The 16053-nt window shown below is 61.2% G+C and carries 12 protein-coding genes; 9 read left to right on the top strand and 3 right to left on the bottom strand.

The genetic code is table 11. From position 1 onward, the window contains the following. Nucleotides 1–59 precede the first annotated feature (59 nt). Complete coding sequence (locus H7C18_RS19530; protein WP_185130769.1) at nucleotides 60–347, top strand: alpha/beta-type small acid-soluble spore protein; 288 nt, start codon at nucleotides 60–62, stop codon at nucleotides 345–347. Nucleotides 348–500: 153 nt separating this feature from the next. Further along, nucleotides 501–1757: an ATP-binding protein gene (locus tag H7C18_RS19525; protein ID WP_185130768.1), complete on the top strand. Its 1257-nt coding sequence runs from the start codon at nucleotides 501–503 to the stop codon at nucleotides 1755–1757. Between the two features lie 4 nt (nucleotides 1758–1761). Here the strand turns inward: H7C18_RS19525 and H7C18_RS19520 are convergent, their stop codons facing one another. Beyond that, entirely contained in the window at nucleotides 1762–2427 is a 666-nt protein-coding gene (locus H7C18_RS19520) for a phosphatase PAP2 family protein (RefSeq protein ID WP_337913770.1), read from the bottom strand. Between the two features lie 187 nt (nucleotides 2428–2614). Here H7C18_RS19520 and H7C18_RS19515 point away from each other — a divergent pair, with 187 nt between their 5' ends. Further along, nucleotides 2615–3880 carry a DUF3900 domain-containing protein gene (locus tag H7C18_RS19515; RefSeq protein ID WP_185130766.1) on the top strand — a complete coding sequence of 422 codons (1266 nt, stop codon included), beginning with the start codon at nucleotides 2615–2617 and terminating at the stop codon, nucleotides 3878–3880. A 19-nt stretch (nucleotides 3881–3899) separates the two neighbouring features. Here H7C18_RS19515 and H7C18_RS19510 read toward each other — a convergent pair whose 3' ends face one another. Next, nucleotides 3900–5489 carry a sensor histidine kinase gene (locus H7C18_RS19510; RefSeq protein WP_185130765.1) on the bottom strand — a complete coding sequence of 530 codons (1590 nt, stop codon included), beginning with the start codon at nucleotides 5487–5489 and terminating at the stop codon, nucleotides 3900–3902. 91 nt (nucleotides 5490–5580) lie between these two features. Beyond that, a complete protein-coding gene (locus H7C18_RS19505) occupies nucleotides 5581–6831 on the bottom strand; it encodes an MFS transporter (protein WP_185130764.1) in 1251 nt (416 codons plus the stop codon). Nucleotides 6832–6946: 115 nt separating this feature from the next. Between H7C18_RS19505 and H7C18_RS19500 the strand changes: the two genes are divergently transcribed. The 6 genes from H7C18_RS19500 (at nucleotide 6947) to H7C18_RS19475 (ending at nucleotide 16053) form a co-directional block, all read left to right on the top strand. After that, nucleotides 6947–7759, top strand: a complete 813-nt coding sequence (locus H7C18_RS19500) for an AraC family transcriptional regulator (protein ID WP_185130763.1) — start codon at nucleotides 6947–6949, stop codon at nucleotides 7757–7759. Nucleotides 7760–7982: 223 nt separating this feature from the next. Continuing rightward, nucleotides 7983–10343 (top strand): alpha/beta hydrolase family protein, encoded by a 2361-nt coding sequence (locus tag H7C18_RS19495; RefSeq protein WP_185130762.1) that lies wholly within the window; start codon nucleotides 7983–7985, stop codon nucleotides 10341–10343. 660 nt (nucleotides 10344–11003) lie between these two features. Beyond that, entirely contained in the window at nucleotides 11004–11159 is a 156-nt protein-coding gene (locus tag H7C18_RS19490; RefSeq protein WP_337913769.1) for a DUF1829 domain-containing protein, read from the top strand. Nucleotides 11160–11370: 211 nt separating this feature from the next. Further along, complete coding sequence (locus H7C18_RS19485; RefSeq protein ID WP_185130761.1) at nucleotides 11371–11751, top strand: response regulator; 381 nt, start codon at nucleotides 11371–11373, stop codon at nucleotides 11749–11751. A gap of 40 nt (nucleotides 11752–11791) precedes the next feature. Continuing rightward, on the top strand, nucleotides 11792–14920 hold the full coding sequence (locus H7C18_RS19480; protein WP_185130760.1) for an ATP-binding protein: 3129 nt from the start codon (nucleotides 11792–11794) through the stop codon (nucleotides 14918–14920). Beyond that, nucleotides 14917–16053 carry a response regulator gene (locus H7C18_RS19475; RefSeq protein WP_185130759.1) on the top strand — a complete coding sequence of 379 codons (1137 nt, stop codon included), beginning with the start codon at nucleotides 14917–14919 and terminating at the stop codon, nucleotides 16051–16053. The genes H7C18_RS19480 and H7C18_RS19475 overlap by 4 nt, the downstream gene beginning before the upstream one ends.

Raw genomic sequence — 16053 nt, 5'->3', positions numbered from 1 at the left:
TCGGGCATGATCAGGATCGAAGGAAATCGGCGGCGGTCCGCCCGAAGGAGGCAAGCCACATGTCCAGAAGAAGCGGAAGAAGACCGGTCGTTCCCGGCGCGGAACAAGGCCTTAGCGCCTTCAAGGCGGAAGTGATGAAGAAGGAAGGCTATGCAGTCGATCCGAATCGGCCCGACAACGTGAAGTACGAGGTGGCCAAGTCGCTCGGCGTTCCGCTGGAGCCCGGCGATAACGGGCAGCTGTCCACCGAATCGGTCGGCCACGTCGGCGGCAAGATCGGCGGCTCGATGGTGCGCGAGATGATCCGGCTCGCGCAGGAGAAGCTGGCGAACCGGTCGGAGCCGTAGGCGGAAAGGAAGAAATGGCGGTGCCGGGGAAGTCATCCCGGTGCCGCCATTTTGCGTTACTGATCTCTTTTCGAATAGTCCAAGTTCTCTTGCCGTGATATAGTTATAGCAGCTTCTACGAAAAATTATGGCAGACGAAGTGAGGCCGCGTTTATGATGACCTACTTCAAGGATTTTTTGTTGAACATTGTCGTCATCTATTTCCCTCTGGCATTGTACCCTCACATTTACAAGATTCGAGAGCGGAAACACTTCCAAAGCTTCCTGCTATTTATCTTTTTTGCGACTGAAATTGCGATCACGATGTATTCTCCGATTACCATTCAAGGAGTCGAAAACGATCTGCGGGCCGTACCGCTGGCGATCGGATCGCTATACGGCGGACCCTACGTATCCGCGGCGCTGTTCTTGACGGTCATCACGGTCCGCTTCGTGATGGGCTTGCCGAACGAATGGATTTACGCGGTGTCGATCCTGCCCGCATTCGTCTTCGGCCTGTTCCTTCACGGTCCGTTCCTCCGATCCCGCTTCGTTGGCCGATTGGGAATTGCCGCCCTCTACTCCGCTTTAATCAAATTTTCGACGTTAACCCTCTATTTCACGCTAACCGGCGCACCTTCCATGATCTTCAGATCTCCCAAGGCTATGCTGGACACTTACGCGCTGCAAATCCTGGTCGCTGGAGGATGCGTCTATTTGCTCGAATTCCTTAGACGGTATCTTCTTTTGCAGGACGAAGTGATCCGCAGCGAGAAAATGCAAATGGTCAGCGATATGGCCGCTTCCGTCGCCCACGAGATCCGCAACCCGCTCACGACGGTGAGAGGCTTCATCCAACTGTTTGGAACCGTCGATATGAATCCGCAGAAGAAGGCCGAGTACATGAGGCTGTGCCTGGACGAGCTGCATCGAGCGGAACAGATTATCTCCGATTATCTGTCGCTGGCGAAGCCCGATCCGGAACGGATGGAGGATATCGACCTGAACGAGGAGATTCTCTACCTGTCCAATGTCTTGCTCACCTACGCCAATTACAACAATATTCGAATCGAGATCGAGATTCCGCGGGACGGCAGCCTTTGCACGAGAGGCGACCGGTACAAATTTCGCCAGGCGCTGATCAATATCGGCAAGAATGCCATTGAAGCGATGCCGAGCGGCGGAACGCTTGAGCTGCAGGCGGAAAAGCGGCAGGGAGGCTTCGCGGTGATTATTCGGGATACCGGCGTCGGGATGTCCGACGAGCAGATCCGGCGGTTGGGCAGTCCCTATTATTCGACGAAGGAGAAAGGAACGGGACTCGGCACCATGGTCTCTTACAACATTATCAAGAGAATGAACGGCAGGATCGAAGTGGCCAGCCAAATTGGCCAAGGAACCGAGTTCAGCCTGATCTTTCCGAGTGCATAGGCGATCAGGACTTCGAAGAGACAGCCGCTTGCGAAGGGACTCTGCCGAGCAGCCGCAAGCCGGCGATCCGTACCGGACGGGCGAGCGCGTAGATGGCTTCGACGAGGGCAATCGCCCCGACTGCGTCCAGAAGCACGTGCTGCTTCACGAACAGGGTGGACAGAATGATCAAGATGGCGGACCCGGCGACCGCGTATCGGATCGGCCGGCGGATTCCGGGCGATGACAGGTACGCTCTGAGCAGGCAGTACGAAGTCAGTACGTGCGTGCTCGGAAAGCAGTTCACGGGTTCGTCGTTGCGGTATACCAAGAGGACGAGATGGTTCAGCCAGCTTGTGTCGGCGACGACTGGACGCGGCACGGTCGTCTGGCAGAACAGATAGACGACGTAGCAGGCGAGCAGGCCGATGTCGAAGCGCAGCAGCGTCCGAAGGTACAGGCGGCGGTCCCGGAACGCCAGATAGACGAAGGCGGCCAGCAGGAACGCGAACCAGCCCAAGTACGGCAGGATAAACGCCGGGACGAACGGGATTCGGCGGTCCAAGCCGGTCTCCAGGCTAAGAGCGGGCAGGTTCATTCGATTGACATATAGGTAGATAAGGCTCAGCAGCGGAACGGTCAGCAGCAGGCTGAGCGAGGCCCATCGGGATGTAAGGAAAAGACGGCCCACCATAATCTCCCCTTCCATACTCGTTGCTTGTTGCTTCATGCTACCACGGACGGATCGGGGGGAGGACGCCCTCGGGTCGGGAATGCCATGCGGCCCGGGTCGCACGCCGACTGGTCGGAGGACGGGCATTGAACGCCGGGCGGAACGGGTGCTATGATGGAACAACATGAATCGTAGGGGAGCCGCCATGAAATTTTCCATCCAATTCCTATCGTTCTTTGTCATTCATCAGGACAGCCAAGAGCAGGACCCGATCAAGCGGTATAAGCATTATCAGACGCTCGATCATTTCGGATACGAGGACAGCGAGATCAAGTCGTTCCTGGACAGCGAATTTACCCGAATCGGCAAGCGCAAGGCGGAGGTTCATTCCGAGACGGACAATGCGCCGACGAAGATCGGCCGGTTCATCCTGGAGCCGGGCCACGAACTGGACAGCAATCCGAACTATAATCTGTTCCGAAGGCTGCGGGAAGCGGCGGACAAGCAGCAGTTCCACGCGACCTGCGACGATATGCTGCGGATCTACATGGACACGAGCGCGGTTCGCGGCGGCGCTTTTATCGTGGCTTCGGCCAAGCTGAACGAGTTGTTCGACGAGCCGTTCGTGTTCGTGCTCAAGTGCGACTTCGAATCGAAGATCGCCCGCGTCTCCGACGAACGGAGCCTGATCTCCAAGGTCGAGATGGCGATCAGCGCCCGCAACATCAAGTCGATCCAATATCCGCACATGCCGGAGGAAGGGATGCTCGAGCCGTTCGAGCTGAAAATACACCAGGCTTCGCACGCTCGGTATTTCGAGGATTTTCTGAAGTACGTCACGTATGAGAAGTCGAAGCCGGAGATCGTGACGGACCAGGTGCTCGGAATGGTGCAGCAGTATATGGATTCGAAGTGGCAGGGCGACTTCGCGCCGGGAGCGGCCCCTGTTCCGGTCCCCGCGTACGAGGCTTCCCGCGAGTCCGAAGCGGGGGAAGGGGCGGAGCTGCCGGAACAACCGCAACCGCTCCTGGAGACCGATCCATATGAGACGCAGCGATCCGAGCCGCTATCGCAGGCTTCAGGCAGCTGGAGCCCGGAGCGCAGGAGAGAAGAGTCCCAGTTGGAAGTATGGGCGGCCGGGGAGAAGCGGCAGCTGCAGGAGAAGTGGACGCATGAAGACGTGGCGCAAGCGACGGCGCAATTGACCGAATACCAGCCGGAGCTGGATTTGAAGTTCAAGCTGGACGAGATCGCGGTCAAGGGGAAGCTGGCCCATTACGGGGATTGCGTGCATTTCGCCCGCATGAACGGCCGGTACGTCGTGCTGATCGAGGGGGATACGTTCCAATTCGAGAAAGGACTTTCGCCGGTCGAGCTGCTGTACCCGGACGAGATCGACGAGGTGCTGCGGCGGATGGACGAGCGGCAGCGGTCCCGCCGGTCGGAGCGGGACGACGATATGCCGTACTGACGTTGCCGCGGCGGGAGGGTTAGGCCGGCGAATTCGGCCGGGAAGGAAGCCAGCACGTGAAGGCGCTGCCGCGCCCCGGTTCGCTGCGGACCTCGATATCGCCGCCCATGCCGAGGCAGAAGCTTCGGCTGATGGCGAGACCGAGACCGGTGCCGCCGTATTTGCGCGTCGTCGACGAGTCCGCTTGGGTGAACGGTTGGAAAATCCTTTCCATCTGCTCGCCGCTCATGCCGATGCCGGTATCGGTCACCCGGAAGCGGTAGCCGGCGCGTCCCTCCCGGTCTTCCGGGGCGATGTCCAGCTCAATGTTCCCGTTCTTCGTGAATTTGGCGGCGTTGCTCAGCAGATTGATGAGAATTTGACGCAGCTTGACGACATCGGTCGTGAGAGTGCCCGGCTCGCAGCGGGAGGCGAACCGGTTGCCGGCGCCTTCGATCATCGGCGTCACGGTCGGAAGCAAGTTCCGGACGAGAGCGCTCAGATCGCATTCCTCGTAATAAAACTCCGTTTTGCCCGCTTCGATCTTGGAAATGTCGAGAATATCGCTGATCAGCGCCAGAAGATGCTTGCCCGACTGGCCGATCTTCTCCAAATCCCGGGAGAACTGCTCCAGCCCGGAATCCTCCGCTTCTTCGATGAGCATCTCGCTGTAGCCGATGATGGCATTAAGCGGCGTCCGCAGCTCGTGACTCATGTTGGCGAGAAATTGGCTCTTGATCCGGTTGGCCCGGATCGCTTCGTCGCGCGCGAGCAGAAGCTGTTCGGTTCGCTCCCGAACCAGCTCTTCCAGCCGGTCGTTAAGCTCCTGAAGCTCCCGGTTCTTGCGAACGACCTCCTCGCGAGTCTCGCGAATCTCGGAATCTTTGTACGAGAGCCGCTTGGAGATATAGATGCCGAGCAGCGACAGCCCGAGCGAGAGCAGCGTGCCCGCGGCGATGAAGTAGGCGAGCCAATGCTGCGCGAGAATCATGCCGGAAGCGGCGTGCGCCTTGTCCCCGGCGTGGAATCGGGCGGCTGCCATTCCGGTATAGTGCATGCCCACGACCGCGGCTCCCATGATCAGCCCGCTGGCGATCTTCTGGGAGACTTCGCGGAACGGGCGGCTTCCGCCGTTCTGAAAATATAAAGAAAGCCAAAGCGCGGCCAATGATGCTCCGAAAGCGATCAGAATGGAAAGCGCGAAGAAGGACGGGCGGTAGGCGATGTCGATCTGCACGGCGGACATGCCGATATAGTGCATCGCGGAAATGCCGCAGGCAAGCACCGTTCCCGCGCCGAACAGCCCGCGGGTCGTCAGCTTCGGGCGGCCGACGAAGCCGAGAGCGGCTAAGGAGCCGAAGATGGCGGGAAGCACGGACAGCGCCACAAGGCGCAGATCGTAGGCGACCGGGATCGGAAGCGAGAACGCGAGCATGCCGATAAAATGCATCGACCAGATGCCCAGCCCCATGACGCTGCCGCCGAACGCGATCCATCCCCATCGCCGCCCGCCGTTCGCCGCCCGGACGATGCCCGCGAGATCGAGCACGGTGTAGGAGACGACGACGGCGACGACGTAGGAGAAAACAACCAACATCATGTCGTAAGAGCCATGAATGTGATGCTGCATGCCGGTCCCGTCCTCGCTGTCACAGAGTTCCGTTCCGTTCACGAAATTGTCGGATTTTGCGGAGACGGCCTGCTCTGATTATACCTGCTCTTCAGGCGGGATTGGAAAATTTTTTTGTATCGGGTACGCCCATCAGGGCGGAATCCCGCGGCAGGAACAGCGCCAGCGCGCCGAGCAGCGGCAGAAACGCGCATACGTGGATCATGGAAGAGACCCCGACGGAGTCGGCCAGCTTGCCCAGCACGACCGAGCCGAGCCCGCCGAGTCCGAACGCCAGTCCGAAGAACAGGCCGGCGACCGTTCCGACGTGGCCGGGGAGCAGTTCCTGGGCGTAAACGATAATGACCGAGAAGCCGGACATCAGGATGAAGCCGATGGCCAGGCAGAGCAGCACGGCGCCGATCGGACCGGCATGAGGCAGAAGCAGCGAGAACGGCGCGGTTCCGAAGATCGAGAACCAGATGACGTTCTTGCGGCCGAACCGGTCGGCCAGCGGGCCGCCGACGAACGTGCCGACCATGCCGGCGAACTGCAGCGCGAACAGGCAGATCTGGGCGCGGCCGAGCGGCAGCTCATAGCGATCCATAAAGTAGAACGAGTAATACCCGGTCATGCCGGCCAGATAGACGAACTTGGAGAACAGCATCAGAATCAGGATCGCGAGCACGCTGCCGACGAACAGCTTGGTCCGAGGGACGGCTCCGGCCGCGGCCGCGTGCCGGGAGCCGCCTCGGCTCGCGGGACCGGACTGGCGACCGTACCAGCGGGCGATGCCGGACTGGATGAAGATGCCGGCGACGGCCAGCAGGATGAACCACAGAAAGCCGCGCTGGCCGAGCGGCGTCACGACGAAGGCGACGAGCAGCGGGGCGATCGCCTGCCCGGCATTGCCGCCGACCTGGAACACGGATTGGGCGAAGCCGCGGCTTCGCCCCGCCGCCAGATGGGCGACCCGGGACGATTCGGGATGCAGGACGGACGAGCCGATGCCGATGAGCGCGGAGGCGGCCAGCAGCAACCAGAGGCTCGGCGCGAAGGCCAAGCCGACCATGCCGAGCAGCGTGAACGCCATGCCTAAGGGAAGCAAGGCCGGCATCGGCCGGCGGTCGGTATAAGCCCCGATGAGCGGCTGAAGCACGGAGGCGGTGATGTTCAGCGTAAAAGCAACCCACCCCACTTCGGCGAAGCTGAGATGCATCGACTCCCGGAACAGCGGGAAGACGGACGGAACGACGGACTGCATGGCGTCGTTCAGCAGATGGGCCGCGCTGACGCCGAGCAGCATCCGGAAGGCGGTGCGGCTCGCGGCGCCGGCGGGGTCCGCGGCGGTTACGATCGGCATGGGAATCTCTCCTTCTCTTTGATTCCCTTATCTTAAAGGGGAAGAAAAGAGCCGTCGCCGAGATTATTGCCTGGCCGGGGCGCAACATTTGCTATAATGGAGGCGGTGATGCCGAATGCAAATGACCATAGCGACGCCGCGAATGCAGGTGTGGAGAATCGACGAGAAGTTCGAGAACACGCCTCATTTGCACGAAGACCAATTTCAGGTGTCGATTCCTCTATACGGAGCCTGCGCTTTTACCCATGAGAACGTCACCTACGATTTGACGGCGGGCGAGGCGCTCGTCCAATATCCGCAGGACCGGCATTCGTTCACGATCGAGGAAGGCTCGGGAATTCTGATCGTACAGGTGGACCGGGGAAGCTTGAACCGGATCGGCGCCGGAGCGCCGGTCGAGCTGTCGTTCCGCCAGTCGGTCGATCCGCGGCAAGCGCTGGACCATTTCCGCTCCTGGTCCGGGGAGATGTTCTCGCGCGATCGCCTCGATACGCTCGCCGTGGACGAACTGGAGACGCGCATTCTTCGCTTTCTGCACCGCGAGCTGCGGGGCAGCCATATGAACGGGGGGAACGAGGCGCCGATCTGGTCCGGCGCGGAAGGCCAAGAGCGTCACCTGGCCCGGGTGCTCGCCCACATTCGGGAGCATTTCGCCGAGCCGCTGCGGATCGACGAGCTGGCGGCGATCGCGCTGCAGAGCCGGTTCCATTTTATCCGTTCCTTCAAGGCGTTCACGGGCCTGTCTCCCTACCAATACGTTCTGCGCACGAGAATCGAGGACGCCAAACGGCGCCTGGCGGAGACGGACAGCACCGTCACCGACATCGGCCTCGAGACCGGCTTCTCCAGCCCCAGCCAGTTCTACCGGGCTTTCTTCAAGGCGTCCGGCATGACGCCGGAACAATTCCGGGTTCGCGGCGGGCGATAGGCATCCGGAGCTTGCGCCTTGCGAACGATTGCCGCTTCCTCTCTTTTGCGGCATGCCGCTTAGCGGATCAAGGATCCTCCGATGCGAGAATGGTTTCGGCTTTGCGTGATTTTTTTACCAGGTTTCCGAATCTGTGTTTTCTCGAACGATTTAAGTTTGATTTAAGCTGCGTTGCGTATATTTTTTGCATGGAACATCAAGTCCTATCAAACGAGGAATTCGTATGAACAACGAGACGATAGCGATAGATTATGCGCAACCGTCCGTGAAAAGGCGGCCCTGGCCGAGATGGGAGCTCAAGCGCCCGTACCGGCTGGACAGGGGCCTGTGGCGGGCCGTCTTCGGCGGGGTCTCGGTCGCCGGGGCGGCCGGAGCCGCCGTCGGCGTGCTCGGCGCGCCGACCGGACTGGGCGCCGGCGTCGATATCGCGGCGGCCGTGCTGCTTTATGCGGCCGGGTTGGCGCTGGCGGGCTGGGCCGTCGCCTGGCTGCACCGGCTCGTCGGCTGGCCGTTGCCCCCGCTGACGATCGCCGGGACCCTCTACTCGGCTGCGATTCTGATCTCCATTCTCGATTATGCCGATTTGGGCTTGCTTTTCTCCGTCGTCGCTGCCGTGCTTTACTTGCTGGCCGGAGCCGTCGCAGGCTGGCTGACCGGCATCGCCGCGAGCCGCCGGTTCGGCCCGCGCGAGAAGACAGCCGCCCTGCTTGTCCTCGCGCTCGGGATCGGCGTGCCGGTCGCCGCGGATGTATGGCCTTCGGGCGGAAGCGCGGCGCTCCCGGCGTCCTTCGACGCGGACGACTCCTACGCCGCGATCGAGGCCGTGGAGCCGCTGAGCGCCGCCGACCCTTCGGCCGAGGGAAGCTACGCGGTCCGGTCTTTCACTTACGGCAGCGGCAAAGACCGGCACCGCTCCGAATTCGGAGCGGATGCGACGCTCGTATCCTCGTCCGTCGACGCCTCTGCGTACATTCGGAATTGGTCGACGCTCAGAACCCTGTTCTGGGGCTTCGACCAGAAGAACCTGCCGCTGAACGGAAGAGTATGGATGCCGGAAGGAGACGGGCCGTTCCCCGTCGTGCTGATGGTACACGGCAACCATCTGATGGAGGACTTCTCGGACGCGGGCTACGCCTACCTCGGCGAACTGCTCGCGAGCCGCGGCTACATCGCGATCTCCGTCGACGAGAACTTCCTGAACTACTCCGTATGGTCTGGAATTCCGAAGGAGGATATGAAGCCGCGGGCCTGGATGCTGCTCCAGCATATCGGCCAGCTGGAACGGTTCGCCGCCGATCCGTCCACGCCGTTCTACGGCAAGATCGACTTCCGGTCGGTCGCTCTGCTCGGCCATTCGCGCGGCGGTCAGGCGGTCGCCATGGCGGCGGATGCCGACGAGTGGTTCGCGGGCGACCGCAGCCTGCCCGATTCTTCCGGATATCAAGTGCGGGCCGTAGCGGCGCTGGCCCCGACCGATACGATGGTGGACGGCAAGTTCGCCCGGCTGCACGACGTTTCGTACCTTGTGCTGCAGGGCGCGGCCGACGGCGACATCAGCTCGTTCTACGGCGAGCGGCAATACGGGAGAGCCGACTTCTCTTCCGCGGCGTCCGGCTTCAAGGCGGCGCTGCGGATCGGGGGGGCGAACCACGGCCAGTTCAACACGTCTTGGGGAGCGAAGGACGATTCGCTCCCGGCGAGCCTGTTCCTCCGCGATCCGGAGCTGTCCGGAGACGACCAGAGACAGATCGCCAAAGCTTACGTGTCGGCGTTTCTGGATACGGCGCTGGGACGAGGGGGAGATTACACGGCTTTGTTCCGGGACGCGCGGGCGGGGGCTTCCTTTCTGCCGGACACCGAATACGTGAGCCGGTACGAGAACGGCTCGTTCCAGGCGCTGGCCCGCTACGAGGACGGCGGAGGCCGGCAGCAGATCGTCTCCGCCGCCTCGCGGACGGACGGTTCGATCACGGCGGCGGTGGAAGACGCGCACGACCGGAACGGCGACGAGACGGCGAATCACGGCGTCGTGCTCCGCTGGTCGCCCGACGGCGGCTCGTATTCGCTGGTCGCCGACGGCACGTTCGCGATGCCGGATTCCTCCGAAGCAGGCGACGCGGCGAATGCAACCGGCACCGACGACGCCGTCGGCGCGGATTCGGCAGGCTTGGCCGTATCAACGAGCAAGACGGCTTCGGCGCCTGCGTCTTTCGTGGTCTTTTCCATGTCCGACCTGGCTTGGGACGGACAGCCGGGCAAGGGAAAGACGCCGCCTCTTCCCCAACTCACCGTCACGCTGAAGGACGATGGGGGCGAGACGGCGAGCGTGCCGCTCAGCCGCGTCATGTCCGTCCAGCCGTCGCCCCGCACGACGTTCACTTGGCTGGGCTGGCTGGAGAACACGATGGCGGACGGCAAGTACAGCCATTCGGTCGAGTCCGCCTTGCAGACGTATGAGATTCCCTTGAGCGAATTCCTACAGGCCAATCCTTCCCTGGACCCGAATCGGCTCAAGGAGATCGGCTTCGCGTTCTCCGGACATCAGGGACAAGCGATGCTGGACGATATCGGGCTTATGAATTAGTTAGCTGATGAAAAATAGACAAGCAGGTGCTATTCAAGGCGATAACGCAAAGCTTTATTTCGCCTTAAGTTCGAAATCCCCGTCCCTCAGGGAACCAGTCGAACGCAGGGACTTATCCGATGTGTTGAGGCGTTATCAAACCCGTTATAAAAAGTCAGTCAATCTTCTACGTATGGATACCTAATCCAGACGGCACTGAAGTTTCCCGTACGCATATTCATATTACAGGGAGGGTTATGACGATGCGATGATTTGCATCGTTAGCGCACGGTGCCAGGCTTCGGAATGTGCTGCTAACGATGTTTCGCATCGCAAGCGCACAGGCTCGCCGCCGAAGTCTGCCGAAGGGGCTCCCGATGCGATGATTTGCATCGTTAGCGCACGGTGCCAGGCTTCGGAATGTGCTGCTAACGATGTTTCGCATCGCAAGCGCACAGGCTCGCCGCCGAAGTCTGCCGAATGGGCTCACGATGCAATGATTTGCATCGTTAGCGCACGGTGCCAGGCTTCGGAATATGCTTCTAACGATGTTTCGCATCGCAAGCGCACAGGCTCGCCGCCGAAGTCTGCCGAAGGGGCTCCCGATGCGATGATTTGCATCGTTAGCGCACGGTGCCAGGCTTCGGAATGTGCTGCTAACGATGTTTCGCATCGCACTCCATGATAACTGTAAACGACATGTTCATGACTTCAAGAGAAACGAAGGAAAATCGAAGACCCTACTCAAAGCATTTCGCTGTTCTTAATGATTCAGAAAAGCCGATTCGCCCCGGTATAATTAACTCCTTTAATGAATATGAAGTGCAAACTATATGATGGTCGAAAAGAAGCGAGCATATTAATCAGCTAATGGGATAAGACCACTCCGGCATTAACTGTCGGAGTGGTTTTTTGATTAGCACGAACAACAAATCAAAATCATTTAAGCCGCGTCGTGTTCAGCGGTTGTTAAGAACGATCGTTCATAGTAGAAGGAGGGGGAGAGGCGGAGGGTGTCTCTTCCGGGACGGAGAAAGAGGCGAGGCAAGTGCCGGGCAAAATCATGATCGTCGACGAGACGGTTTCCATGCGTAAAATTCTCAAACGCTTTTTCGAATCGTCCGGCTACGACGTGGTGGCGGAGGCCGCGAACGGGCAGGACGCGGTTCGTCTCTACATGGAGCATCGCCCCGATCTGCTCACGTTGGATCTGGCGCTTCCCGTGCTGGACGGCTTTCAGGCGATGAAGACGATTCGTCGATTCGATCCTCAGGCGAAGATCGTGATCTGCTCGTCCATGGGCCAGCAGCAGACCGTCATCCAGGCGATTCACTCTGGCGCCAAGGACTACGTGGTGAAGCCGATTCTGCCCGGAAGGCTGGCGGAACTGGTCGAAAAATTGCTGTACCCGGTTCATGAGAAAAGGTAATCTAATTCTGAGGAAAACGCAGAGGATCGGCGGTGAGCGGATGAGGGCATGGATCGCGGATCGATACTTGGTCGTCGTGTCGCTTTGCGCCGCGCTCGCCATCGCGCTGATGTTCATCCTTGGCGGCGGCGGGACCGGCGCGCCGACGGCTCGCGGAGGCGATCTGGATTTGACCGGCTGGGACTTCGCCCGGCAAGGCGTTCTTCCCTTGAACGGCGAATGGGAATTCTATCCGAACCAGCTGCTGGGGCCGGAGGACTTGGCCGGCCGATCCGGTCCCGCGCCGGCTCATTTGCGGGTCCCTTCGGTCTGGAACGGCGATTCCGGCATGCGCGCGCATGGCTACGGAACGTACAGGCTGCGCGTCAAGGTCCGGCCGACGGACGAGCTGCTCGCCATCCAGAAGAAGATCATTCGCTTCTCGGACCGGATCTACGTGAACGGACGACTGATCGGCCAGTCCGGGCTTCCCGCGGCGAGCAGGGCGGAATACGAACCCGGCAACGCGCCCCATTTGGGTTCGTTTCCCGTCCCGGCCGACGGCACGCTCGACATCGTCGTGCAAGTGGCGAATTACGAATATAAGAGCGGCGGCATCGTGTCCCCGCTGACGCTCGGGCTGAGCAACGAGCTGGCGACCGTCCGACAGGCCCAAATCTCGCTTGAGTGGACGGGCGTCATCGTTCTGCTCATTTTCAGCGTCTTGTTCTTGGTGCTGTACGGGCTATTCAACCGCAACTCGACGTTTTTGTTTTTCGGTTTGTTCTTTTTCTTTTTCGGCATCGCGATCTGGTTCAACGGCGAGAGGACGTTCATGCAGATGTTCCCGGACGTGCCGTTCGAGCTTGCCTGGAAAATCAAAGATTTCACCATTTTCGCCACGTTCCCGCTATTGGCCGTTTATACGCTCCGTTCTTTCGAGCTTGGCGCGGGGCGCGGCATCATGGCCGGGCTCTCCGTCGCGTATGCGGCATACTGCGCGGCGATCGCGGTTCTTCCGTACCGGGTCTATACGCAGCTTCTGGAGACGTTCATGTATTCTTTTCCCGCGGCGTTCGGGCTGCTTCTGTTCCTGTTGGTCCGCTTATACGTCCAGGGCAGATACGGCCCCTACGGGAAAACGGAAATTCAAATGTTCATCCCGGCGATCGCCTGCCTGGCGCTGTTCCAGATCAATCTGTTTCTCTTCCAGGGCTTTCGTCCGGCGTCCACGGGGCTTACCTATTTCCTGGTTCTGCTCTTCGTCGTTCTTGTCATCGCGCAGCTGGCGTATCGCTATTATCGAACGTACACGTCCATGGTGGCCCTGACGAAGCGGCTGCAAATCGAGGATCAGAAAAAAGACGAGTTTCTGCTGCGAACGTCGCACGAGCTGAACACGCCGCTTCACGGCATCATCGGCTTGTCCCAGGCGGCGCTGGAGGAGCCCGCGCCGACGGCGGCGGGCCGGCGGGCCCGGGAGAAGGCTCTGACCATTCGGAATATCGCCTACCGAATGGCCAACATGGTGAACGATCTGATCGATCTTGCGAAGCTGAGGGAAGGAAGGCTGGTCGTGCGGCTGGAGCGGGTCGACCTCGAGGCTTGCGTTCGCACCGCATTCGAGGTGTACGGGTTTCAGGCCAAGGAGCAGGGCATCGCCTTGATGAGCGGGATCGACCCGGCCGCGCGCTACGTCCGGGCCGACGAGAGCCGGCTCATGCAAGTGCTTTCCAATCTGCTGGATCAGTGCATGCGCGGATCGGAGGGAGGAAGCGTGACGATCGCCGCCCGGATAGATGGCGAGAACGTGAAGGTCGAAATACGGGGCGAAGAAGGGGATAGACCCTACGGGAGACTGCAGAAGGGCGTCTCCGGGGTCCGGGAGGAGTCGATGCGCGAGGAAGATGCGGACGTCGGCCTGATGACGGCGATCGAGCTGGTTCGTCTGATGGACGGAGAACTGGTCGCATCGGCCTTCGATCCGGGCGTCGCTCCGCGTTTTCTGGTATCGATCCCAACGGAGCTCCCGCCGGCGATCCCGCCCGGAATCGGCGACGCCCGCGGCGAAACGGCAGCCGGGTCGGAGGCGGGTTGGGAGCCCGGTCCGGAAGAGGAGCCGGACGAAGAGCTCCGAGAAGGGCTTGCGGGAGGAGAGGCCGGCTGCGTTCTGGTAGCGGGGGATTTGAGCAGCCATCTGGAGTGGCTGACGGAGCTGCTCGCCATGGAAGGATACCGGGTCGTAACCGCCCATTCCGACACCGAGGTGTGGCGGGTCGTCGACTCGCCGCGGCGGCCGGACCTCGCGCTGCTCGACGTGATGCTTCCCGGATCCGGAGGCTTCGAGACCGGCCGAAGAATTCGGGAGGTCCATACGCCGATGGAGCTGCCGATTCTGTTCCTGATGTCCCGGAGCACGCCGGCCGACGTCTCCGCCGCCATCGCGGCCGGAGGCAACGACTTCGTATCGAAGCCGCTAGACGCCGGGGAGATCCGGGTGCGGATCCGCACGCTGCTGACGATGAAGCGGCTGGCCAAAGAAGCGGCGGCGAGCGAGATGGCGTTCCTGCAGTCGCAGATCAAGCCCCATTTCCTGTACAATGCGCTGGGCACGATCATGTCGCTCTGCTACACGGACGGCCCTCGCGCCGGCGAGCTTCTGGCCGTGTTCAGCCGGTATTTGCGCATGATCTTCCATCAGAACGGGCCGGACGAGACCGTGACGCTTCGCAAGGAGATGGAGCTCGTGCGGGCTTATGCCGATATTGAGAAGGAGCGCTTCGGCAAGCGGCTTACCCTCGAGATCGAGGCCGACGAGCGGCTGCTCGATACTCCGATTCCGCCGCTGACCGTTCAGCCGCTCGTCGAGAACGCGATCCGGCACGGAGTCGCTCCCAAGGTGGAAGGAGGGACGGTCCGGCTGCGGCTCGCCTTGCATCCGGGGCAGATCCGCATCACGGTGGAAGACGACGGCGTCGGCATGGCCGCCGAACGGCTGCAGGCGGTTCAACGGGACGGCGGGACCGGGGAAGGCGTCGGGCTGGCCAACATTATGCGAAGGGTTCGCCACCGGACGGGGCGCTTGCCGGAGCTGGCGAGCGTTCCCGGCCAAGGGACGAAAGTGACGATTTGGCTTCCGATTCCCGCGAAGATCGGGACGGACGATAGGCAAGGAGGGGAGAAGCGATGATCCGGGCTTTTCTTGTGGATGACGAAGAGCATGCGTTGAATTTGCTCCGCTTGTTCCTGGAGCGGACAGGGGAAGTCGAGGTCGTCGGCTCGGCGAGCAACGGGTTCGACGCGATGGAGCGGCTGCATGCCGCCAATCCGGACGTGGCGTTTCTGGACATCGAGATGCCCGGCATGAACGGGCTGGAGCTCGCGGAGAGGATGGGCAGCGAGAACCTGCGGGCGCAGATCGTGTTCGTAACGGCTTATGATCAATATGCGATATCCGCGTTCGACCGGGACGCGGTCGACTACCTGCTGAAGCCGCTGGAGACGGAGCGCCTGGCCAAAACCATTCAACGTTTGAAAAGGGATACGCGGCGGCCCGAGGAATCGGCTGCCGTTTCTGCGAAGCCTGCCGCCGCCGGCCACGCTCCGAACGTGCGGCTGATGGGCGAGATCGCCGTGGAAGGCGTCGGGCAGGAGCGGTTAAGGTGGCGGACGGGCAAAGAGAAGGAGCTGTTCGCGATGCTCGCTCTGCGCGGGCAGGAGCGGCTTCCGCGGGACCTCATCGTCGACGCGCTGTGGCCGGACGAGCATTACCAGAAGGCCAAAGTGTACTTGCATACTTGCGTCAGCTTTCTCCGGAAAGACCTGCGCCAGCTCGGATACGAGGATGCGCTGAAGTACGAAGGAGAGGCTTACTATCTTACGCCGGGACTGCTCAAGACGGACTACGATTGCCTGACGGGCGCCATCCGGGCGGCCAAGAGCTCGGCCGAACCGGAGACCGGGGAGCTGGAGCGCGCGCTGTCGCTGTACCAGGCCCCGCTGTTCCGGGCGGAAGATTACGTCTGGGCCGAAGAAGACAACCGGAAGCTCGAACAGGCCGTCAGCGAGCTGCGGCTGGAGCTGGCGAAGCGCTGCGAGCGGAACGCCGACTGGAACCGGCTGATCGCGGTCGCGCAGGAGCAGCTGGCCGCGTCCCCTTACGACGAAGAAGCGTACCGGCTGCTCATGAAAGGATATTCGGCGATCGGCAAGCACGACGAGGTGGCTCGGGTGTACCTACAGTTGACCGAGAAGCTCGGCGAGCTCGGCATCGGGCCGTCCGAAGTGACCCGGCGGCTGTACGGCGACATCAAGGGCGATTGA

The sequence above is a fragment of the Cohnella zeiphila genome (assembly GCF_014212055.1).
Classification (GTDB): domain Bacteria; phylum Bacillota; class Bacilli; order Paenibacillales; family Paenibacillaceae; genus Cohnella; species Cohnella zeiphila.
The sequence above is the reverse complement of the archived record's forward strand: the minus strand, read 5'-3'. Positions and strand labels throughout refer to the sequence as shown.

Coding starts and splice junctions, on each gene's coding strand:
- H7C18_RS19530 (WP_185130769.1), top strand. CDS start 60: ATGTCCAGAAGAAGCGGAAGAAGACCGGTCGTTCCCGGCGCGGAACAA.
- H7C18_RS19525 (WP_185130768.1), top strand. CDS start 501: ATGATGACCTACTTCAAGGATTTTTTGTTGAACATTGTCGTCATCTAT.
- H7C18_RS19515 (WP_185130766.1), top strand. CDS start 2,615: ATGAAATTTTCCATCCAATTCCTATCGTTCTTTGTCATTCATCAGGAC.
- H7C18_RS19510 (WP_185130765.1), bottom strand. CDS start 5,489: ATGCAGCATCACATTCATGGCTCTTACGACATGATGTTGGTTGTTTTC.
- H7C18_RS19505 (WP_185130764.1), bottom strand. CDS start 6,831: ATGCCGATCGTAACCGCCGCGGACCCCGCCGGCGCCGCGAGCCGCACC.
- H7C18_RS19500 (WP_185130763.1), top strand. CDS start 6,947: ATGCAAATGACCATAGCGACGCCGCGAATGCAGGTGTGGAGAATCGAC.
- H7C18_RS19495 (WP_185130762.1), top strand. CDS start 7,983: ATGAACAACGAGACGATAGCGATAGATTATGCGCAACCGTCCGTGAAA.
- H7C18_RS19490 (WP_337913769.1), top strand. CDS start 11,004: ATGATAACTGTAAACGACATGTTCATGACTTCAAGAGAAACGAAGGAA.
- H7C18_RS19480 (WP_185130760.1), top strand. CDS start 11,792: ATGAGGGCATGGATCGCGGATCGATACTTGGTCGTCGTGTCGCTTTGC.
- H7C18_RS19475 (WP_185130759.1), top strand. CDS start 14,917: ATGATCCGGGCTTTTCTTGTGGATGACGAAGAGCATGCGTTGAATTTG.